Genomic DNA, 22,677 nt, shown 5'->3' with positions numbered 1-22,677 from the left:
TACTAGCTATTCTTTACTTTGTAAATACCATACAGTCATTTCCATTCTTGATTTAAAATTTAATTTTTTAAATATACTTTTTATATGGACTTTTACTGTGTTTTCGACAATATCTAACTCTTTCGCTATTAATTTATTTGATAATCCTTGAACTAATAAATTAAATATTTCTCGTTCTCTTGGTGTGAGTAAATTAATATTATGGGACTGATTTGTAGTCGTGCCTCCACCATGACGCATATAATCAAGAATAATAGGTGAAATTGCTTCATCCATGGTGATTTTGCCTTCAGAAATATCTATTAATGCTTTCAGAAGGTTTTCCGGTTCCATATCTTTTAATAAATAGCCATCAGCACCGGTTTTGATAGCAGTAATGATATCTTCTTTTGCATCTGATACAGTAAATATAATGATTCGTGCAGAAATATTTTTTTCTCGTAAATAACGCAAGATTTCTAATCCATTCACATCATTCATATTGATATCTAATAATATAATGTCCGGATCAAGTGTTTCTGCAAGCATAACCCCTTCTAAGCCAGAGCCTGTTTCACCGATAACCTCAAAATTATTGATTGTTTTTATAAGCTGCTTAACCCCATTTCTTAACATGGGATGATCATCAATAAGTAATATTGAACTTTTAACTTGTTCCATTTGTTATTCTTCTATCATTTTAAATGGGATCATTGTAGTTGCTTTAAACGTTATTACAATCTCAGTACCTAGATTAGGCTTACTATTAATGGTTAAATTTCCATTTAATATTCCAACTCTATCACGCATAATTATTAATCCATAATGATTATCTTGATTAGCATTATTTTGTAAACCAATACCATTATCTTTTATGCTGACAGTAATAATCTGGTTATCATCAATAGTTAAACTTATTTTAACTTGTGTTGCATTAGCATGTTTATAAATATTATTTAAAGATTCGCGTACACATTGCAATAGATGGAATGCATATTTGCTCTTAATGACATTGAGAGGTAGTTGATATTCAGCTTGTATTTTAAATTTCAATTTTTGATTAAATTCTTCGATCAATTCCATTAAGCTGGCATAAAAACCGGTTTGATTAAGACGTAAACGAAAAGAAGTTATTAATTCTCTTAATTGAGAATATGTAATATTAACTTCTGTACGCATAATAGCTAGCAAATCACTACTTGTCTGTGAGGTTAAATCTGGTTGCATTTGTAAGCAACTAAGATGAATTTTTAAACAAGAAAGAGATTGTGCTATAGAGTCATGTAGCTCTCTGGCCATTGCTGAGCGCTCTTTCATTAATAGATATTGTTTTTGTTGTTCTATTTGCCTATCAAGCATTAGTGCTGTCGTCATTTGCTCGACTAAGGCTGTAATTAAATTTTCTTGTTCTGCACTTAGATGCATTGTTGATGGTTGTAGAGCAAATAAAATACCAAATTTTTCACCTTTTTCTTGAAGATACCAATAACGTTGAAATCCATTTTCTTGATAAGATTTTGATGGAATAAGGCAAGCGTTACATTCTGAATTTTGGCAATAAGGTAGTCTTTGTTGGTTGGCATAGCTGATTTGTTGATAATGTTCTATATTATCCGACTCATAAAAACGAATTTGAAACTGTGTTAATGGCACTAATTCCTCAAGCTGGCGGAGTATAATTAAAAAGCGTTCACATAATGGATCTGATGTGTGCAGTTGTTTTATAGCTTGATACTGAAACGACAATATTTTATTGATTTGTTGTAATTCGGCAGTTTTTTCTGTGACACGTTCTTCTAATAATTGGTACTGCAATTCAATTTGTTCTGCCATTTCATTGAAGGCTTGCCCCAATAAATCAAATTCGTTCTTTTTACTTTTCTTACTGTTAAATCGTTGGCTAAAGTTATGTTGCGAAATAGATTCAGCCATATTTATTAATTTGCGCCAAGGCGCAAGAAGATAACGACGTAAATAGTAAATTTGCGCAAGAAGAAATAGAACAATAAGAATGATAAAAACAAATTGCAGTTGTGATATATAATGGATTTGATTTTCTGTTTTTTGATCAATTTGATGGACTAATTTATCGGTCTGAGTTACAAACTTATCAATTTCATTTTTTATTTCATCTATACTGTTTGCTTGTTTAATTTTGGGGACAATATCAGTTATCCATTGAGACTGTAATTGGTTAAGCTCATCAATTAAATGGTAACGTTCAAATAATTTTAATTGCTCAGAAGACGGAATATCATTAAAAATATTAAGTCGATCATAGTCCTTTTTTTCAATCGGGATCATGGCTAAAAATTGATAGCTTTTCATCCTAATTAAACCCAATTGGTTTATCATATAAGCACTGCCTTTAGTATCATTAGCTACTTGTATTGATAAAAACAAAGCTAATAACGCCATGGCACCTAAAGAAAACATTAAAAGTGTTAAACGATTTAAAATAGATGCACTGTAGCAAAATTTTCTTTTTAGCATATCGATACTCAATATTTTTGTGTTAAATATTGTTTAAATAAATAATAATTTAGCGCTATTGTATCGTGAAAACCGTTGATCAAAGATCTTTTTTATGACTTTTTGCGATCTTTTATTAAACAGCGCTTGCAACAAGCATAAATTTTGCGTAAAATTCACGCCCTATAAGATTAATCAATGCAGACATATATGTTAAATCAGGAATCGTCTGCTTTTTATTGCGGAGTTAAGTATGTACGCAGTTTTCCAAAGTGGTGGTAAACAACACCGAGTTAGCGAAGGACAAGTCGTTCGCTTGGAAAAAATTGAAGTCGAAACAGGTGCAGAAGTTGTTTTCGATAAAGTTTTAATGGTAGCAAATGGTGAAGACATCAAAGTTGGTGCTCCGTTTGTTGAAGGTGCAACAGTTAAAGCAGAGATTGTTGAGCACGGTCGTGGCGAGAAAGTGAAAATTGTTAAATTCCGTCGTCGTAAACACTATCGTAAACAACAAGGTCACCGTCAGTGGTTCACTGATGTGAAGATCACTGCAATCGCTTAATAGGAGTATCGAACAATGGCACATAAGAAGGCTGGTGGTTCATCACGTAATGGTCGTGATTCCCAGAGTAAACGTTTAGGTGTTAAACGTTATGGTTCTCAAGAAGTTCTTGCTGGTAATATTTTAGTTCGTCAACGTGGAACTCAATTCCACCCAGGCACTAATGTAGGTTGTGGTCGTGATCATACCCTATTCGCGTTAGTTGATGGACAAGTTAAGTTTGAAGTTAAAGGACCTAAAAACCGCCGTTATGTTAGTGTAGTTGCTAACAGCTAATAAACCAGCGGTTCATAAGTTATAGAAGCCTCACAGTTATTGTGGGGCTTTTTTCATTTCGTGAAATTTATATAAATTAATTCATTATGATAAAACAGCAAAATGTTAAATTAGGTTTTGCGCTAGCCATGTTGACGTCAGTTATGTGGGGACTTGTACCAATTGCTATGAAATATGCATTAGTTGTTATTGATCCATTAACGTTAGCTTGGTCACGCTTAAGTATATCAGCAGTAGGTATAACGCTTTGGTTGGCTTATAAAAAACAATTTCCTAGTTTGATGATGTTTAAAAAACGACGCCGTTTTATTCTATTAATGATTGCCGGATTTGGTTTATTAGGTAATTTTGCGCTTTTTGCTACAGCTGTTCAGTATTTATCTGCAACTACAGCTCAAGTTGTTGGACAAACTGGCATTGTCATATTTATGATTTCTAGTGCTTTTATTTTCAAAGAGAAATTAAGACCAACACAAATTATTGGTATTACTATATTGTTAATTGGTTTAGCGCTATTTTTTAATGAAAATCTAGCAGATCTCTTTGCCAATATGTCTTCATATGGTATAGGTGTGTGGCTGGCCTTATTAGCCTCTATATCATGGGCATGTTATGCATTAGCGCAAAAAGTATTATTAAGAAAATTAAGAGCAGAGCAGCTACTTTGGTTGATTTATCTTATATGTAGTATCTTTTTATGGCCTCTAGCATCACCGACTAAAATTGCTAATGCTGATTTTAGTCAATTGTTTGCAATTATTTTTTGTGGCTTAAATACCATTATTGCTTATGGTGCTTTAGTTATGGCAATGGAGCGTTGGCAAGCTGCGCAAGTAAGTGCTATAACAACACTGACACCACTTTTTGCACTGATTTTCTCAGATTTATTTGCTTTACTATGGCCAGAAAAGTTTGTAATGCAATATTTAAATATTATAGGTTATATTGGCGCGGTATCTGTTGTAGCAGGTGCAATGTTTGCAACAGTTGGACATCATTTATGGCAACCTAGAAAGGGCTGGCTGATTAACCGAAAAAAGAGGACAAATAATGAAATTTGTAGATGAAGCTTCAATTCGAGTGGAAGCTGGTGACGGTGGCAATGGTTGTGTTGGTTTCCGTCGTGAAAAATATATACCTAAAGGTGGTCCTGATGGTGGAGATGGTGGAGATGGTGGCGATGTATTTTTTATTGCCGATGAAAATCTAAACACACTCGTGGATTTTCAATTTGAAAAGAACTATCGCGCTGAACGTGGTCAAAATGGACAAGGTTCTGATTGTACCGGCAAGCGAGGTAAAGATATTACCGTTAAAGTACCTGTTGGGACTCGTATCACTGACAAATATACTGGTGAAATTATTGGTGATCTAACTCATCATCAACAAAAAGTCCTTGTGGCTAAAGGTGGTTTTCATGGGCTTGGTAACGCACGTTTTAAATCATCAGTGAATCGCGCACCAAGACAAAAGACTGATGGTACGCCGGGTGAAAAACGTGATGTGCTACTAGAACTTTTACTATTAGCAGATGTTGGTATGTTAGGTTTGCCTAATGCAGGTAAATCAACGTTTATTCGTTCAGTTTCAGCAGCAAAACCGAAAGTCGCTGATTATCCATTTACAACTTTAGTACCTAGTTTAGGGGTAGTTAGAATGGATAATGAGCAGAGTTTTGTTGTTGCTGATATTCCAGGGTTGATTGAAGGAGCATCGGATGGCGCAGGACTTGGTATTCGTTTTTTAAAACACTTAGAACGCTGTAGGATTTTAGTTCATCTAATTGATATTGCTCCAATCGATGAATCAGATCCAATTGAAAATGCTAAAGTTATTATTCAAGAACTTCACCAATATAGTGAAAAATTAGCCAATAAACCGCGCTTGTTAGTTTTCAATAAAATGGATGTATTGGGTGAAGAAGAAAGTGCCAAATGTGCAGCAGAAATTGCAAAAGCACTCGACTGGAATGATAAATATTATGTGATTTCAGCAGTTAATCATGAAGGGGTAAAAGCCTTATGTTGGGATCTAATGGACTACATGAATGCGCATCCTCGTGAAACAGAAGAAGCAGAAACGGCAGCAGAAAAAGTTGAATTTATGTGGGATGATTATCACCAACAAGCGATGGATGAGGCTTTTGATGACGATGATTTTGATGATTGGGATGACAGTGACGAAGAAGGGGTTGAATTTATCTATCAAAAATAGTAATAACCTAAAATAGGTTAAACTTATCACTTCAAATTATTAACTAAAAAATCACCATTGCGAAAAATACAGGGTGACATAGCCCTGTATTCCTCTCTATTATTCTAACGCTAACACAATGATTTCATATTAAAAAAATTGGTGTTTTACATTTTTCTTTTATTTTTTGAAAAAAATCAAAAAAACGCTTGCTTTTAATAATGAGAATTATTATCATTAAAATGTACTTGATTAGAGCGTCGCAAGACTTCTGAAAAAGTATGACATTGCTCACATTGCTTCCAATGTTTGCCAGCCTAGCGCAACTATGCTGGCTTTTTTATTTTAAAGTGATTAAAAATACGATGTTTTGATAACTAATTGATCATCAATGACCATTTTCCATTGATCCTCCTCAAAATAAGGAGGCTTACTTACTTTGAATAAAGAATTTAAACCTAAAACCCCTACTTTAAAATCATCACCAATAAATTCTTGTATCGGCCCTTCAACGCTTTTAGTTACCCCATCTTTTTTATAATTGTAAATAACTTTGGCGTCTTTAGTGATAGTTATCACCATATATTCACCTTGCCATTTGCCAATATAGTTACTTTTTTCTGAAGGAATTGCATCAAGTCCGCCACATGCAGTTATAAAGATAGCAAGTATTAGAAATAAATAAACATGTTTTATTTTTTTTAATAATTTCATTTTTTTATTCCTTATATATTTAAAATTTATTTTTTAGTTATTGATGGTATCAAATAAAATAAGTAATGCTGCACTGCCGCCAAATTCTTTCGGTGCTTGATGAAAACAAATGATATTAGGATGCTGGGCTAACCACATTGGGGTTTGTTTTTTTAATATGTTTTTACCGTGCCCATACATGATGCAAGCGCAATTGGCATTTTCTTTTAAACAAACGGCGATTAATGCTGCTATTTCTTTTTTCGCTTCTTGCAGAGTTAATCCATGTAAATCTAAAAAGAATTCAGGTGCATAAAATCCACGTCGTAATTTTTTCAATTCATTAGGATCTGAGTTTTCACGACTATAACGAATCGGATCTTCTTGTAATAGAGGTTGGTAATCATCAGAAAAGTAAAATTCATTATTTACTTTTTCATGTTGAATTTTTTGATTTTCTATTAGCTTTTGAGATCGTTTTTGAGGTTTATGAATCACAGTATCTTGTTTGAGCTGTTTGGTTTTACCAATACTATTTTTAAACAAGTCTATGTCTTCATGATCTAATATAAATTTATTCGACATTGATTCTTACTCTGGATAAACTTTTTCTTTAAATTCACACAAATCTTCAATAACACAAGATCCACAACGAGGTTTTCTAGCAATACACGTATATCTACCATGTAATATTAACCAATGGTGACAATTTATTTTGTACTCCTTTGGTACCACTTTTAGTAACTTCTCTTCAACTGCTTCAACGGTTTTACCTGGAGCAAAACCAGTTCGATTACTTACCCTAAATATATGTGTATCGACCGCAATAGTTGGCCAGCCGAAAGCTGTATTTAACACAACGTTGGCTGTTTTTCTACCCACACCAGGTAGCGCAATTAATGAATCAAAGTTTTCGGGGACTTGTCCTTGATATTTATCAACCAAAATCTGACAAGTTTTAATAATGTTTTCAGCTTTACTATTATATAAACCTATTGTGCGGATATAATCTTTTAATTTATCGACGCCTAACGCTAAAATTTGCTCTGCAGTGTTTGCAATCGCAAATAACGGTTTTGTAGCTTTATTAACACTAACATCTGTAGCTTGGGCTGAAAGCACAACGGCAATAAGTAGCTCGAACGGTGTTTGATACACCAATTCTGTTGTAGGATCTTTAATATGATCTTTTAGTCTTTCTAAAATTTGTATTCGTGTTGATTGTTTCACAATATATTATAAACATAAGATGGTTAATTAATATTATATACTTTTATTTTAGATTTAACCGTAGGATCTATTGAGTTTTTATAAAAGTTAAGACTATTAAAAATCTATCTATTGGAAAATAATAAAATATTTTTACTTTTGAATTGTTTTTTCTTTTTTATTTAATATTTACCTGCAGTAATCACCTGCTTTTTAGCATTGGCTTTTTGTGGTAAGCTAGCCAACTATTTTTTAATTTCATCATTCAAGGTTTATTATAAAAATGTCATTACCAATGATTGTCACCTTTGCTGTTTACATATTAGGAATGATTGCTATCGGTTTTTTTGCATTCCGTGCAACGCGAAATTTTGGTGATTACATATTAGGTGGGCGACGTATCGGTAGTGTAGTGACTGCACTTTCTGCTGGTGCTTCTGATATGAGTGGTTGGTTATTAATGGGATTGCCGGGTGCAGTCTTTTTATTTGGTATTTCACAAAGTTGGATTGCAATAGGTTTAATAATTGGTGCTTATTTAAATTGGCTTCTTATTGCGGGTAGACTAAGAGTTTTTACTGAAATAAATCATAATTCATTAACTTTACCTGATTATTTTTCTCGTCGATTTGACGATAACAGCTCATTACTAAGAATTATTTCGGCAGTAATAATTTTAATCTTTTTCACAATTTATTGTGCTTCTGGTGTAGTTGCTGGCGCTAAATTATTTGAAAGTACATTTGGCCTTAGTTATGGCTGGGCTATGCTTGCTGGTGCAGGTGCAACCATTGCTTATACTTTTATCGGTGGTTTTTTAGCGGTCAGCTGGACAGATACTATTCAAGCTAGTTTAATGATGTTTGCATTAATTTTAACCCCAATCATGGTTATGATAAATGCTGGGGGTTTTTCAGATGCGTTGGCTAATATTCAATCATTAAATCCCGATTATACAAACATCTTTTCACATATGGATTTTATTGCCATTATCTCTTTATTAGGATGGGGACTTGGTTATTTTGGTCAGCCCCATATTTTAGCAAGGTTTATGGCTGCTGATTCACATGAAGTAATGAAAAATGCTCGTCGAATTAGTATGACGTGGATGATTTTGTGTTTAGCTGGTGCTATTACAGTTGGTTTCTTTGGCATAGCTTTTTTTGCTAACAATCCAAATTTAGCTTATTTAATTAATGATGGTAAGCATGAACGTATTTTCATCGAATTATCTAAATTACTTTTTAATCCGTGGATTGCAGGTATTTTGCTTGCAGCTATCTTAGCTGCAGTAATGAGTACCCTAAGTTGCCAATTATTAGTTTGTTCAAGTGCATTAACTGAAGATTTCTATCGAGCATTTATCAGACCAAAGGCTAAACAACGAGAATTAGTTTGGGTTGGGCGTGTTATGGTCTTATTAGTTTCAGTTATTGCTATTTTACTCGCAATAAACCCAAATAACAGTGTGCTTGATTTAGTCAGTCATGCTTGGGCAGGATTTGGAGCGGCATTTGGTCCTATTGTTGTCTTTTCGGTTTTCTGGGCGCGAATGACTCGTAATGGTGCATTAGCAGGAATGATAACGGGAGCAATTACCGTTTTACTTTGGATAAATTTCAATTGGTTTAATTTATATTCATTGATTCCTGGCTTTTTATTTGCGTCAATAGCAATAGTTATTTTTAGTTTATTAGATAAAAAACCAAATGAAATAGTCGAAGATCATTTTGAACAAGCATATAAAAGATATCATAATAAATAAATGTAATTAAATAGAATAGAAACGTTAATAGGTAAAATATCATGACAAAAAATGTGATCAAACAACTGCAAGAGCGTGGGCTTATTGCTCAACTTACTGATGAAAACGCGCTAATGGAATTAATCGAAAAAAATCCTATTGCGCTATATTGTGGTTTTGATCCAACAGCTGACAGTTTGCATCTTGGTCATTTAGTTCCATTACTTTGTTTAAAACGTTTTCAATTGGCTGGTCATAAACCAATTGCATTAGTTGGTGGTGCAACTGGACTAATTGGGGATCCAAGCTTTAAAGCCGTTGAACGTAAGCTTAACACTGAAGATACTGTTATTGAATGGAGTGAGAAAATCAAACAGCAAGTATCGCCGTTTTTGGATTTTGAATGTGGTGATAATGCAGCTATTGTTGCCAATAACTATGATTGGTTTGGTGGCATGAATGTTTTATCTTTTTTACGGGACATTGGTAAATATTTTTCCGTCAATTCAATGATTAATAAAGAATCTGTTAAGCAACGTATTGACCGCGATGAGTCAGGCATTTCATTTACTGAGTTTTCTTATAGCTTGTTACAATCTTATGATTTTGCAAGCCTAAACAAAGCACATAATGTCGTGTTACAGATAGGTGGTTCTGATCAATGGGGTAATATTACTGCAGGTATCGATTTAACTCGCCGTTTACATCAAAAACAAGTTTATGGTTTGACCGTACCATTAATTACTAAATCGGATGGAACCAAATTTGGTAAAACTGAAAGCGGTGCAGTATGGTTAGATCCTAAAAAAACCAGTCCGTATAAATTTTATCAATTTTGGATTAATACTGCTGATGCCGATGTTTATCGTTTCCTTAAGTTCTTTACATTCATGCCATTGGAAGAAATTGATACATTGGAGGAAGAAGATAAGAATAGTGGTTTAGCCCCTAGAGCTCAATATGTACTTGCTGAGCAAGTTACTCGTTTAGTTCATGGCGAAGACGGCTTAACCGCAGCGAAACGTATCACTGAAAGTTTATTTTCTGGTAAGTTAACAGACTTATCTGAAGCTGATTTTGAGCAGTTAGCTCAAGATGGTATGCCTACATTGGCTGTTGAAGAAGAGCTAGATTTGCAACAAGCAATCGTTAATGCAGATTTTGCACCTTCAAGAGGTCAGGCAAGAACAATGATTGAATCAAATGCTATTTCTGTTAATGGTGAACGTAACTCCACAACAGATTATCGTTTTTCAAGTAGCGATAAACTCTTTAATCGTTATACATTATTACGTCGAGGTAAAAAATACTATTGCTTACTCATTTGGAGATGATTTCATGAAAAATATTTTATCGATTCAGTCTCATGTTGTATTTGGTCATGCAGGGAATAGTGCAGCTGTATTTCCAATGCGTCGTTTGGGTGTGAATGTTTGGCCTTTAAATACGGTTCAATTTTCAAATCATACCCAATATCGTCAATGGACAGGATCGGTAATGTCAGCATCTCATTTGGTAGATATTGCTGAAGGAATTAATTCCATTGGGGAATTAGACCGATGTAATGCTGTATTAAGTGGATATATGGGATCACCAGAGCAAGGTAATGCAATCATCGACATAGTTAAAAAAATAAAAGCAGTAAATCCTGAAGCAATTTATCTTTGTGATCCGGTAATGGGACATCCTGAAAAAGGTTGTTTTGTTGCGCCAGGTGTATCCGAATTTTTATGTAATACCGCTTTGCCTATTGCAGATATGATGGCTCCAAATATCTTAGAGCTTGAGGAACTTAACGGTAAACAACCAATCAATAATGTTAATGAAGCAATTTTAGCCTGTCGCTCAATTTGTCAAAAAGGGCCTAAAGTTTTATTAGTTAAACACTTAAGTCGAGCAGGTTATCAAAAAGATCGTTTTGAAATGTTGCTTGTAACTATGGATGAAGCTTGGCATATCGATCGTCCCTTAGTTGATTTTGGGGATAAGCAACCAGTTGGTGTTGGGGATGTGACTAGTGGACTATTTTTAGCAAATATAATGCTTGGTAAATCAATGGTCGAAGCTTTCGAACATACTACCTCCGCAGTTTATGATGTTATGCTTGAAACATTAAAACAAAATGAATATGAATTGCAATTAGTCGCTGCACAAAATGAAATTGAAACACCGAAACAATGGTTTAATGCAAAAAAAATTGATTAATTTCTAAAGTATGTAAAAATATATAAAATTATGTAAGAATAAGTTAAAAAAATGTAAACTAATGGAAGGCGAAATAAGAGAGAATGATGGAAAACAATATTACTTTGGGTAAGATTCTTTCCGATTTAAGGGATAACATGGGCTTAACCCAAAAAGATATCTCTGCTCAACTTCATGTTAGAACTCAAGTTATTTCAGAAATAGAAAATAATCAGTTAGTTCATGCCCCTTATGTTCTTGTTAAAAGCTATATTCAAAACTATGCAAAAATTGTTGGTTTACCTAGTGAAGAATATCAACCTTATCTTGAGGCATTAGCAAAGCAATATTCAGTAAAAAAACCTTTCAAACTTGAATCAATAGATAATAAAAAAAATCATAGTAAAAAGATTATCTTCATTACTTTATCCATTTTTATTTTGTTATTAGGTGTTGGATTATATTACGCTACCTGCCAAAACAAAAATAATTATGTTGAAGTTAGCCATTATATTTCTCCTGGAGCCTCTGATCGCGTTAACAGTTAGCAAATTTTCGAATTCACATACAGACATTTGCCCCAAATCTTGTTAAGATCGCGACCTAGTTATTTTGTAATGTGATTAGGCATCTTATGAGTCATCAAGAATCACCAATTGTTAGGAGAGAATCTACCCGAATTTATGTCGGTGATGTGCCAATTGGAGGCGGAGCTCCGATTGCTGTCCAATCCATGACCAATACACGAACAACAGATGTAGAGAAAACAGTAGCTCAAATCCAAACGCTTGAGCGTGTTGGTGTTGATATTGTGCGCGTTTCTATTCCAACGATGGAAGCTGCTGAAGCATTTAAATTTATTAAGCAACAAGTAAGAGTTCCCTTGATTGCCGATATTCACTTTGATTATCGAATAGCTTTAAAAGTTGCTGAATATGGTGTTAATTGTTTAAGGATTAATCCTGGTAATATTGGTAATGAATCGAGAATTCGTTCAGTAGTTGATTGTGCTAAAGATAAAAATATTCCAATACGTATTGGTGTTAATTCAGGTTCGCTAGAAAAAGATATCCAAGAAAAGTATGGTGAACCAACACCAGAAGCGATAGTTGAGTCTGCGATGCGCCATGTAGATATTCTTGATAGGCTTGATTTTGAGCAATTTAAGGTAAGTGTTAAGGCGTCAGATGTTTTTACCGCAGTTGATTCGTATCGATTATTAGCAAAACAAATTAAGCAGCCTTTACATCTAGGTATAACTGAAGCCGGAGGTATTCGTACGGGTGCTGTAAAATCAGCAATTGGGCTCGGTTTATTGCTATCTGAAGGTATAGGCGATACATTAAGAGTTTCACTAGCTGCCGATCCGACGGAAGAAGTCAAAGTTGGATTTGATATTTTGAAATCTTTACGTATCCGATCTAGAGGGATTAATTTCATTGCTTGTCCAACTTGTTCAAGACAAGAATTTGACGTAATTAGTACCGTTAATACGCTAGAGCAACGACTTGAAGATATTATAACACCGATGGATGTCTCTATTATTGGCTGTGTTGTTAATGGTCCAGGTGAAGCATTAGCTTCCACAATGGGTGTTGCTGGTGGGCACAATAAAAGCGGTTTTTATGAAGATGGTGTGCGCATAGGGCGTATAGATAATGAAAAAATGATAGATGAGTTGGAAGCTAAAATACGGGCTAAAGCCTTAATTTTGAAAAATAGAATAGCAACCACTGAACTATAATCTTATTAGATAGCGAATAAAAATATGACAGAAAAAAAAATCCAATCAATACGGGGAATGAATGATTTACTCCCAAGTGATAGTGCAACATGGCAACAAATTGAAAAAATTGTCAAAGGTGTGCTAAACAGTTACGGTTATAATGAAATTAGAACCCCAATTGTTGAAGATACTGGATTATTTAAACGAGCAGTTGGTGAAGTGACAGATATCGTTGAAAAAGAGATGTATACTTTCAACGATCGTAATGATGAAAGTCTTACTCTTCGCCCAGAAATTACAGCAGGTTGTGTTCGTGCAGGAATTGAACATGGTCTGTTTTATAATCAAGAGCAGCGCTTATGGTATTTAGGGCCTGCATTTCGTTATGAAAAACCTCAAAAAGGGCGTTATCGCCAATTTCACCAATTTGGTGTTGAAGTATTTGGCCTTGAAGGACCGAATATTGATGCAGAGCTTATATTATTAACCGCTCGTTTTTGGAAAGCTCTTGGTATTGAAAAGCATACTACACTTGAACTTAATTCAATTGGCTCAGTTGAAGCTAGATCCAATTACCGTAACGCGTTAGTTAGCTTCTTAGAACAACATAAAGATAAATTAGATGAAGACTGTTTACGTAGAATGTATACTAATCCATTACGTGTGTTAGATTCAAAAAACCCTGTTGTACAAGAATTGCTTAATCAGGCGCCAAAATTATTTGATTATTTAGATGAAGAATCTAAAAATCATTTTAATGGGTTATGTCATTTATTGGACAACGCAGGAATAAAATATAATATTAATCAAAGATTAGTTCGTGGTTTAGATTATTATAATCGAACTGTTTTTGAATGGGTTACTACCAGTTTAGGTGCTCAAGGTACCGTGTGTGGTGGAGGACGCTATGATGGGCTTGTTAGTCAGCTTGGTGGACAACCAACCCCAGCTGTAGGTTTTGCCATGGGCGTTGAGCGTTTAGTATTGCTTGTACAAGCGGTTAACCCTTCTTTAAATCGTGACAACTCGATTGATATTTATATGATATCTTCTGGTGATGAGCAAACAATATCTGCTGCACAAAGAACGGCGGAAATATTACGTGATGGTTTACCTGATAGAAGAATTGTTACAAATTATGGTAGTAGTAATTTTAAGAAACAATTTGCCAAAGCTGACAAATTAGGTGCTAAAATAGCTGTAATCATTGGTGAGAATGAAATAGCCAATCAAACAGTAACAATTAAAAATTTACAAACAGGTGAACAAGTTGAAGTTGCACAAAAAGAGATTGTTCAAACGTGTTTGGCAATATTGTAAGTTAAGGAAAATAGGAGAAGAACGTGAGTTATCAATTATCTGGCGAAGAACAAGTTTCAGAGATAAAAGAATTTCTTGCTAAAACGTGGAAAATCATTGTTGCAGTTATAGTAATTGGATTACTAGCTTTTTATGGCTGGCGTTACTGGCAATCTTACAAATTAGAAAAAACGATTGAATCTTCCGAACGGTATGAACAATTAATAGCTAATTTAGATAAAAATAAACCAGATTCAGTAAATGAATTAGTCTCTTTCGCAGAGAGTGATAATACTATTTATAGTGTTTTTGCTAATTTAAAAGCAGCTAAATTTTATGTTGAAGAATTGAAAGATTATCCAAAAGCTGAAAAGTTACTCACTGATTCATTAAGTAAGACTGATTCAGAAGTTATTAAATCAATCAGTTATATTCGTATTGCAAGAATACAATATCAACTTGAACGTTATCAAGATGTTTTAGCGACCTTAAATAAGGTAACTGAAAAAAGTTGGGTACCTGTAGTTAATGATATTCGTGGTGATGCCTATATGAAATTGAATAATTACGCTGAAGCTGTTGCAGCTTATAATGTTGCATTAGCTCCTGCTCCAGCTGATCAATCAGGGGAAAATAATTCCAAAGCTTCATTGCCTACAGAACAGTTAGATAAAAATATCAAAATGAAGTTAAATCAGGCTCAATATCTTAAAGATAAGCAACAAGCTGAACAAGAAGCTCAAGACGCCAAAGATAAAGCAAAGCAAGAAGCAGAAGCTAACGTAAATGCAGCGCAAGAAAATAATAATTAATTTATCCTGATATAAGGGTTTATACAATGAAGTTAACAAAATGTCTTTCTATTAGTGTTTTTGTGTTTTCACTTGCTGGATGTTCATTGTTTGGTGGAGAAGAAGAGATAGTACAAGTATCACCTTCGCCGAAAGTAAGTAACCAATTTTCAATAAAAGAAGTATGGCGAAATAGTACATCAGGCAATACACATATTTATTCATTATTAGGTCCTATTAATTATGATAATGCTATTTATGCTGCTAGCCGAAGCGGACAAGTTAAAGCTATTGATCTATTAAATGGTCATACAATATGGGATAAAAATTTATCAAAAAGTACATTATTTAGCAGTAAAACGGCGCTATTTTCTGGCGGTGTAAGTGCAGATGATAAATATGTATATGTAGGTAGTGAACGTGCTGTTGTATATGCTTTGGATCGTAACGATGGTAATGTTATTTGGGAAAAACCGGTAAAAGGCGAAGTACTTGCTCGTCCTATTTCTTCTGAAGATAAACTCATTGTTTATACCGCAAGTGGTAATTTACAAGCTTTGAATCGTAATACCGGTGAGGATGTATGGGATGTAATGCTTGAAGTTCCACCTCTTTCATTAAGAGGTAATTCAACCCCAACAATTGCACATGGCGCAGCAATACTTGGAGATGATACTGGCCATGTAAATGCTTACTATATAAACGATGGACAATTAATTTGGCAACAACGTATTTCACACCCAAGTGGATCTACTGAAATTGCAAAATTAAATGATGTTGATTCAACGCCTGTCATCGAAGGTAATTTAGCTTATGCAATTGGGTACAATGGTAATGTTGTAGCACTTGACTTAAGTAATGGTCAGATTGTATGGCGTAAAGAGATGGGGTCAACGCATAGTTTTGCAGTTGATAGTCAACATTTATTTGTTGTAGATCAAGATGATAATGTACAAGCCGTCAGCAAAAATGGTGGTACAGTACTCTGGACTCAAGCTGATTTGTTACATCGTCAATTAACCGATCCTGCTTTATATGAAAACTATATTGTTCTTGGTGATTTTGAAGGTTATCTATATTGGTTAAGTAAAGATAACGGTGAAGTCGTTGCTAAAACACAAGTTAGTAGTAGTGGATTGATTTCGAAACCATTAGTTGTCGACAATAAAGTTATTGTCCAAGCTAAAAATGGTGATATTTACGCATTCACAAAAAATTAAGGTAATTAGAGAATAAATATGGTACCTGTTGTCGCACTAGTTGGTCGTCCGAATGTAGGAAAGTCGACTTTATTCAATCGATTAACTCGAACTCGAGACGCCTTAGTCGCTGATTTTCCGGGATTAACTCGTGACCGTAAATACGGACGAGCAGAAATCAAAGGGCATGAATATATCGTCATTGATACTGGTGGTATTGATGGCACTGAAGATGGGGTTGAAAGCTTTATGGCAGAACAATCCCTACAAGCAATTGAAGAAGCAGACATTGTCCTTTTTTTAGTTGATGCAAGAGCTGGTGCGATGCCTGCTGATCATGCAATTGCTAAGCATCTTCGAGCTCGTGAAAAAGCAACATTTTTAGTTGCTAATAAAATTGATGGTATTGATGCAGATAGCGCAATATCTGATTTCTATAGTTTAGGATTAGGGGACATTCATCCAATTGCGGCAAGTCATGGACGTGGTGTAAATGTTTTAATTGAAACTGTACTCGATCCTATTTTCCATTTTGAAGATGAGCAGCATGAAATCTTATCAAATGATTCAGAAGATGAAGAGCTTCCGGAATCTTATGATGATATTGAAGATGAAGCTGACTCACTCATCAACCAGCCAATTAAAGTTGCTATTGTTGGAAGACCAAATGTAGGTAAGTCAACACTCACTAATCGAATTTTAGGTGAGGAGCGGGTTGTTGTTTATGATATGCCTGGCACAACACGCGATAGTATTTATATCCCCATGACGCGTGATGATCGTGAATATATCTTGATAGATACAGCGGGAGTTCGTAAACGAGGTAAAGTAACAGAAACCGTTGAAAAATTCTCTGTTATTAAAACCCTGCAAGCGATAGAAGATGCTAATGTTGTTATTTTAGTAATAGATGCCCGAGAAGGCATATCTGATCAAGATTTGTCCTTGCTTGGTTTCATTATTAATAGTGGGCGCTCACTTGTTATTGCAGTCAATAAGTGGGATGGTTTATCACAAGATATCAAAGAGCAAGTAAAAACGACGTTAGATGATCGGCTGGATTTTATCGATTTTGCTCGTTTACATTTTATATCTGCACTTCATGGCAGTGGTGTAGGTAACTTATTTGACTCGATTCAAGAAGCATATGATTGTGCAACACGTCGTGTTAATACTGCATTATTAACCAAAATCATGCAAATGGCGCAAGATGACCATCAGCCACCATTAGTGAAAGGGCGTCGAGTAAAATTAAAATATGCTCATGCAGGTGGATACAACCCACCAATTGTTGTTATTCATGGTAATCAGGTTGAAGATTTACCTGATTCTTATAAACGCTATTTAATGAATTATTTTAGGCGCTCATTAAAAATTATGGGATCACCAATACGAATTCAATTTAAAGAAGGCGCAAATCCATTTGAAGGTCGAAAAAATAGTTTGACGGCTTCCCAACAACGTAAACGTCGTCGTTTAATGAAACATGTACGAGGGCGTAAATAACGTATGACAACAAAAAAGAGTATTGATGAGGGGCAAGAAGGTATTTGTCCGAAATGCCATAATAAAATGGACATTGTGTCGCCACAACATTATGACTGTCCTTATTGCAAGCAACATTATCTAGAACAGTATATCTGTCCAATTTGTCAGCAAAGTGCTCAAATAGTTAAAGGTTGTGGTGCTATAAACTACATTTGTCACACTGATGGCTTAATCTCCAGCAGTAAAGTGATATTTCATTATTTACCAGAATAGAAATTTATATTTAAAGCCATAAGAGGTTATTTTATGCGAATTATTTTGTTAGGCGCACCAGGGGCAGGAAAAGGAACTCAAGCTCAATTTATTATGCAAAAATATGGCATTCCCCAAATTTCAACGGGTGATATGTTGCGTGCAGCGGTAAAAGCAGGTAGCCCGCTAGGTCTACAAGCAAAAGAGCTTATGGATCATGGTAAGCTTGTTACTGATGAGTTAGTTATTGCTTTAGTTAAAGAGCGTATTGCACAAAGCGACTGTGAAAAAGGCTTTTTATTAGATGGTTTTCCTCGCACAGTTCCACAAGCGGATGCAATGAAAGAAGCCGGAATTAATGTAGATTATGTGCTTGAATTTGATGTACCTGATGAAGTTATTATTGATCGTATGAGTGGTCGCCGTATTCATGCTGGTTCAGGACGTGTATATCATATTCGTCATAATCCGCCGAAAGTGGAAAATATTGATGACGTAACGGGTGAACCATTGACTATCCGTAAAGATGATAATGAAGAGATTGTTCGTAAACGTCTTGTTGAATATCATGATTTAACTAAACCTTTAGTTAACTATTATCAACATGAAGCGAAAGAAGGGCGAACTAAGTATTATCGCATTGATGGAACACAAGCTGTTTCAGCTGTGACTAATGAATTAACTAAAATTTTAGGTTAATTTTTAAAATGAGGGATGATACTCATCCCTCATATTATCAAATTTATTATTTAGCAGAGTTAAGTGCTTGCTCTAAATCTTCAATAATATCATCAATATGTTCAATACCAATTGATAAACGAATCATTTCTTGGTTAACTCCTGCTTTTTGCAATTCGTCATCATTGAGTTGCCGATGCGTAGTTGATGCTGGGTGACAAGCTAATGAACGCGTATCGCCAATATTGACTAAACGAATAATCAATTTTAAGGCATCAATAAATTTTGCACCAGCTTGTTTTCCCCCCTTAATACCAAAAGACAAAATCCCGGCAGGTAATCCATTATCCATTTGTTTTACGGCTAGATGATGTTCTGGATGATCAATAAGCCCTGCATAATTGACCCACTCAACTTGAGGGTGTGAAGCCAAATACTTGGCAACTTTAAGTGTATTTTGGCAGTGACGTTCAATACGTAAAGAGAGTGTTTCAAGGCCTTGCAATAATAAGAACGTATTAAATGGCGATAAAGCTGCTCCCATATTTCTAAGAGGTATTACTCGACAACGTGCAATATAAGCTGCATCACCAAAGCTTTCAGTATAAGAAACGCCATGATAAGAAGGGTCTGGTTGGTTTAACATAGGATACTTATCGGCATGATCTTTCCAACGAAATTTACCAGAATCAACTATCATTCCACCTAAACTATTGCCATGCCCACCGATATATTTAGTTAATGAATGTACAACTATATCAGCGCCAAATTCAAATGGTCGGCAGGGCAGGGCTGGCAACTGTATTATCAACAATTAATGGTATACCATGCCGATGGGCAATATCAGCAAGTGCAGTCAAATCAACAAGGTTACCAGCCGGATTACCTATACTTTCACAGTATATGGCTTTAGTTTTGTCATCAATTTGGTTTTCGATAGCGTTTAGGTCATTGTGTGGTGCAAATTTAGTTGTAATACCAAAATTAGGCAATGTATGAGCAAGTAAATTATATGTGCCACCATAAAGTTTAGACACTGAAACAATATTTTCTCCGGCAAATGTGATGGCTTGTATTGCGTAAGTAATCGCCGCCATACCAGATGCTACCGCAAGAGCGCCTATACCACCTTCAAGAGCAGCAACACGTGCTTCAAGTACTGCATTTGTTGGATTTGTTATTCGAGTATAAATATTCCCCGCGACTTTTAAATCGAATAAATCGGCACCATGTTGTGTGTCATCAAAAGCATAAGATGTCGTTTGATATATGGGAACAGCGACGGAGTGAGTGGTTGGTTCAGGAGTATAGCCTGCGTGCAAAACAATTGTTTCTGGTTTCATATAAGAGCCTCATATTTACAACTATAAGACTCTTATTTTGTGCAAAAAATTACCAAAAAGTAAAGAATTATAAAACCATTCTCACTATATCTATTTCACCTAATTCTTTGTATAAACTTTCCACCTGATCAATATGTGTTGCATTAATCGTAATTGAAACAGAATGATAATTACCTTTACTACTTGGTTTAATCGACGGTGTATAATCTCCAGGCGCATGGCGCTGAATAACTGACACCACTTTATCAACTAATTCAGGTTTTGCTTCACCCATTACTTTATAAGTGAAAGAACAAGGGAAATCTAATAATTCATTTAATTTTGTTTGTTGCATAATAGTCTTTTTCTCGTTTTATCAATATAACTACTAACTTTTGCTAATATATATAGTCAATTTATTATTCTTCAAGCCATAAACATCACTTTTTAAAGCTTATAATTTGATCTATGATAAGCAAATTCTAACATAGCTTAGTAAAACCTACCTTACTATTATTCTAAAAGGCTAAAATAACATGTCATCCCAATCCGCTAATAAAGAACCTTTTGGTACATTACTTGGTTATGCACCAGGTGGTGTCGCAATTTATTCATCTGATTATGAAACATTAGATCCTGAACAATTTCCTAATGATGCTTCATTTCGAAGCTATTCTGGTCATGAGTATATGGGGTACAAGTGGCAATGTGTTGAATTTGCCAGAAGATTTTTATTTTTAAATTATGGTATTGTTTTTACTGATGTTGGCATGGCACATGAAATTTTCTCGTTAAGGTTTCTTCGCCAGGTTATCAATGAAGCAATTTTACCATTACAAGCATTTGCTAACGGCAGTAAAAAAATGCCAGAAGCAGGAGCATTATTAATATGGGATGATGGCGGTATATTTGATAGAACAGGCCATGTTGCTATTGTTACTGAAGTTTTTGATAATAAAATTCGAATTGCGGAACAAAATGTTATCCATACCCGACTTCCTATTGGTCAGCAATGGACGCGTGAGTTGGAGATGACCGTATCTGATGATGGTTTTTATTTACATGATACTTTTGATGATACCAAAATTTTAGGTTGGATGATTCAAACAGATAATACACTTTATAGCCTACCACAACCTGAAGTTAATAAGCACTTACTTGATATCCACAGCGTACACATTGAAAATCATGGTCAATTTGATGGCAAATGGCTAAACGAAAACGATCCGTTAGAAAGCGCTTATGTGTCAGCAACTGGCCATGCTATTAGTCATGATGATCAATATCGCTATTTCACTATTTCTGAAAGTGCAGAACAGGAACTTATTCGTGCCACAAATGAACTTCATTTAATGTATTTACATGCTACAGATAAAGTATTAAAAGATGATAATTTATTATGCAATTTCAATATTCCTGAAATTCTTTGGCCTAGACTTCGGTTATCTTGGCAGCAACGGCGTTATCAAATGATCACTGGTCGATTAGATTTTTGTATGGATGAGAGAGGCTTTAAAGTTTATGAATACAATGCTGATTCTGCATCATGTCATACCGAAGCTGGAAAAATATTGGAAAATTGGGCAATCCAAGCCGAATTAAATGTTGGGGTAAACCCGAGTGCAGGATTACTCAATGCTTTAGCTAGTTGTTGGAAGCATAGCGACGCAAAAGCATTTGTACACATTATGCAAGATAATGACAATGAGGAAAATTATCATGCACTATTTATGCAAAAGGCCCTGACTCAAGCTGGATTTAAAAGTAAAATTTTACGAGGACTAACCGGGTTAAGATGGGATAAACGCGGACGCTTAGTTGATGATGAAGATCGTCAAGTTACCTGTGTCTGGAAAACGTGGGCATGGGAAACTGTACTTGAACAATTACGCCAAGAAAGTGAAGCACAAGTAGCAGGATTGCCGATTCGAACATGGCATCCTGAAAATGCGGTTAGATTAATTGATGTATTGCTGCGGCCTGAGGTATCTGTTTTTGAGCCTTTATGGACTGTAATCCCAAGTAATAAAGCTATTTTACCTGTATTATGGTCTCTATTTCCGAATCATCGTTATTTGCTTGAATCTACATTTGAACTTAATGACAACTTAATCAAAAAAGGCTACGCAATTAAGCCTATTGCCGGGCGAAGAGGTAGTGATATTGAGTTAGTTGGTAGTCATGAACAAGTGTTGGATAAAACTGTTGGACGATTTGCAAAACAGGAAAATATTTATCAAGAATTATGGTGTTTGCCAAAAGTTGATGATCGTTATTTGCAAGTTTGTACTTTCACCGTTGGTGGTCATTATGGAGGTGCGTGTTTACGTTCTGATCCTTCTTTGGTTATAAGAGGAGAAAGTGATATGCAACCACTACGAGTGTTAACGGATGAAGAATTTTTAAAACAGAAATCAAAAAAAAGTTGAGGAACGGGGTTTTTGAGGTCTAATTTAACAATTTAGTCATTAATTAGTTGAATATTTATAGCTTAAATCATTATAAAGAATTAAATATGACAAAAAAATCATATTATCTTTTGGGTTAACAATGACAACAACTTGCTATTTCTGATAGAATTGATTTAATTAAATAATAATTACAAAAAAT

General features: G+C 34.8%; 22 protein-coding genes and 1 pseudogene. 16 read left to right on the top strand and 7 right to left on the bottom strand.

What is annotated here, in order from left to right; genetic code table 11:
* Positions 1-6 precede the first annotated feature (6 nt).
* Both narL and narX read right to left on the bottom strand, forming a co-directional pair.
* Positions 7-660 (bottom strand): two-component system response regulator NarL, encoded by a 654-nt coding sequence (gene narL / locus GYM76_RS09205; protein WP_220225295.1) that lies wholly within the window; start codon positions 658-660, stop codon positions 7-9.
* A gap of 3 nt (positions 661-663) precedes the next feature.
* On the bottom strand, positions 664-2,472 hold the full coding sequence (narX, locus tag GYM76_RS09200; protein WP_220225294.1) for a nitrate/nitrite two-component system sensor histidine kinase NarX: 1,809 nt from the start codon (positions 2,470-2,472) through the stop codon (positions 664-666).
* Positions 2,473-2,704: 232 nt separating this feature from the next.
* On the opposite strand from narX, the gene rplU reads away from it, so the two are divergent.
* The 4 genes from rplU (at position 2,705) to cgtA (ending at position 5,503) form a co-directional block, all read left to right on the top strand.
* On the top strand, positions 2,705-3,013 hold the full coding sequence (gene rplU, locus GYM76_RS09195) for a 50S ribosomal protein L21 (protein WP_065562918.1): 309 nt from the start codon (positions 2,705-2,707) through the stop codon (positions 3,011-3,013).
* Positions 3,014-3,028: 15 nt separating this feature from the next.
* On the top strand, positions 3,029-3,289 hold the full coding sequence (gene rpmA, locus GYM76_RS09190) for a 50S ribosomal protein L27 (protein WP_034883716.1): 261 nt from the start codon (positions 3,029-3,031) through the stop codon (positions 3,287-3,289).
* A gap of 86 nt (positions 3,290-3,375) precedes the next feature.
* Positions 3,376-4,356: a DMT family transporter gene (locus GYM76_RS09185; protein ID WP_220225293.1), complete on the top strand. Its 981-nt coding sequence runs from the start codon at positions 3,376-3,378 to the stop codon at positions 4,354-4,356.
* Positions 4,340-5,503 (top strand): Obg family GTPase CgtA, encoded by a 1,164-nt coding sequence (gene cgtA, locus GYM76_RS09180; protein ID WP_220225292.1) that lies wholly within the window; start codon positions 4,340-4,342, stop codon positions 5,501-5,503. Before GYM76_RS09185 ends, cgtA begins: the two co-directional genes overlap by 17 nt.
* A 333-nt stretch (positions 5,504-5,836) precedes the next feature.
* On the opposite strand, the gene GYM76_RS09175 is transcribed toward cgtA, so the two are convergent.
* Genes GYM76_RS09175 through nth form a run of 3 tightly spaced genes read right to left on the bottom strand, consistent with a single transcriptional unit; the run spans position 5,837 to position 7,405 of the window.
* A complete protein-coding gene (locus GYM76_RS09175; protein ID WP_220225291.1) occupies positions 5,837-6,196 on the bottom strand; it encodes a hypothetical protein in 360 nt (119 codons plus the stop codon).
* Between the two features lie 33 nt (positions 6,197-6,229).
* Positions 6,230-6,760 carry an endonuclease SmrB gene (smrB, locus tag GYM76_RS09170; protein WP_065562914.1) on the bottom strand — a complete coding sequence of 177 codons (531 nt, stop codon included), beginning with the start codon at positions 6,758-6,760 and terminating at the stop codon, positions 6,230-6,232.
* A gap of 6 nt (positions 6,761-6,766) precedes the next feature.
* Positions 6,767-7,405 (bottom strand): endonuclease III, encoded by a 639-nt coding sequence (gene nth / locus GYM76_RS09165; RefSeq protein ID WP_065562913.1) that lies wholly within the window; start codon positions 7,403-7,405, stop codon positions 6,767-6,769.
* Between the two features lie 256 nt (positions 7,406-7,661).
* On the opposite strand from nth, the gene putP reads away from it, so the two are divergent.
* The 11 genes from putP (at position 7,662) to adk (ending at position 18,766) form a co-directional block, all read left to right on the top strand.
* Positions 7,662-9,149 carry a sodium/proline symporter PutP gene (gene putP, locus GYM76_RS09160; RefSeq protein ID WP_370632633.1) on the top strand — a complete coding sequence of 496 codons (1,488 nt, stop codon included), beginning with the start codon at positions 7,662-7,664 and terminating at the stop codon, positions 9,147-9,149.
* A 41-nt stretch (positions 9,150-9,190) separates the two neighbouring features.
* Positions 9,191-10,462, top strand: coding sequence for a tyrosine--tRNA ligase (tyrS, locus tag GYM76_RS09155; RefSeq protein ID WP_220225289.1), 1,272 nt, complete (start codon positions 9,191-9,193; stop codon positions 10,460-10,462).
* Between the two features lie 4 nt (positions 10,463-10,466).
* Positions 10,467-11,333 (top strand): pyridoxal kinase PdxY, encoded by an 867-nt coding sequence (pdxY, locus tag GYM76_RS09150; protein WP_220225288.1) that lies wholly within the window; start codon positions 10,467-10,469, stop codon positions 11,331-11,333.
* An 83-nt stretch (positions 11,334-11,416) separates the two neighbouring features.
* A complete protein-coding gene (locus GYM76_RS09145; RefSeq protein ID WP_220225287.1) occupies positions 11,417-11,860 on the top strand; it encodes a RodZ family helix-turn-helix domain-containing protein in 444 nt (147 codons plus the stop codon).
* An 86-nt stretch (positions 11,861-11,946) separates the two neighbouring features.
* A complete protein-coding gene (ispG, locus tag GYM76_RS09140) occupies positions 11,947-13,056 on the top strand; it encodes a flavodoxin-dependent (E)-4-hydroxy-3-methylbut-2-enyl-diphosphate synthase (protein WP_065562908.1) in 1,110 nt (369 codons plus the stop codon).
* Between the two features lie 24 nt (positions 13,057-13,080).
* Positions 13,081-14,358, top strand: coding sequence for a histidine--tRNA ligase (hisS, locus tag GYM76_RS09135; RefSeq protein ID WP_220225286.1), 1,278 nt, complete (start codon positions 13,081-13,083; stop codon positions 14,356-14,358).
* Positions 14,359-14,381: 23 nt separating this feature from the next.
* Positions 14,382-15,149, top strand: a complete 768-nt coding sequence (locus GYM76_RS09130; protein WP_220225285.1) for a tetratricopeptide repeat protein — start codon at positions 14,382-14,384, stop codon at positions 15,147-15,149.
* 26 nt (positions 15,150-15,175) lie between these two features.
* The gene (gene bamB, locus GYM76_RS09125) at positions 15,176-16,348 is read left to right on the top strand and encodes an outer membrane protein assembly factor BamB (RefSeq protein ID WP_220225284.1); all 1,173 of its coding nucleotides are present in this window, start codon (positions 15,176-15,178) and stop codon (positions 16,346-16,348) included.
* An 18-nt stretch (positions 16,349-16,366) separates the two neighbouring features.
* Positions 16,367-17,833, top strand: coding sequence for a ribosome biogenesis GTPase Der (gene der, locus GYM76_RS09120; protein ID WP_220225283.1), 1,467 nt, complete (start codon positions 16,367-16,369; stop codon positions 17,831-17,833).
* A 3-nt stretch (positions 17,834-17,836) separates the two neighbouring features.
* Entirely contained in the window at positions 17,837-18,088 is a 252-nt protein-coding gene (locus GYM76_RS09115; RefSeq protein WP_220225282.1) for a zinc-ribbon domain-containing protein, read from the top strand.
* Positions 18,089-18,121: 33 nt separating this feature from the next.
* A complete protein-coding gene (gene adk / locus GYM76_RS09110) occupies positions 18,122-18,766 on the top strand; it encodes an adenylate kinase (RefSeq protein ID WP_220225281.1) in 645 nt (214 codons plus the stop codon).
* A 46-nt stretch (positions 18,767-18,812) separates the two neighbouring features.
* Here adk and GYM76_RS11140 read toward each other — a convergent pair.
* Positions 18,813-20,088 (bottom strand): annotated as a pseudogene (locus GYM76_RS11140) (bifunctional O-acetylhomoserine aminocarboxypropyltransferase/cysteine synthase).
* Between the two features lie 67 nt (positions 20,089-20,155).
* The gene (gene ybeD / locus GYM76_RS09095) at positions 20,156-20,422 is read right to left on the bottom strand and encodes a DUF493 family protein YbeD (RefSeq protein WP_034883735.1); all 267 of its coding nucleotides are present in this window, start codon (positions 20,420-20,422) and stop codon (positions 20,156-20,158) included.
* A 181-nt stretch (positions 20,423-20,603) separates the two neighbouring features.
* Here ybeD and gss point away from each other — a divergent pair, with 181 nt between their 5' ends.
* On the top strand, positions 20,604-22,496 hold the full coding sequence (gene gss / locus GYM76_RS09090) for a bifunctional glutathionylspermidine amidase/synthase (RefSeq protein ID WP_220225278.1): 1,893 nt from the start codon (positions 20,604-20,606) through the stop codon (positions 22,494-22,496).
* Positions 22,497-22,677: the final 181 nt, after the last annotated feature.

Origin of the sequence: Gilliamella sp. ESL0443, assembly GCF_019469165.1 — a bacterium.
Taxonomy (GTDB): Bacteria; Pseudomonadota; Gammaproteobacteria; order Enterobacterales; family Orbaceae; genus Gilliamella; species Gilliamella apicola_E.
The sequence above is the reverse complement of the archived record's forward strand: the minus strand, read 5'-3'. Positions and strand labels throughout refer to the sequence as shown.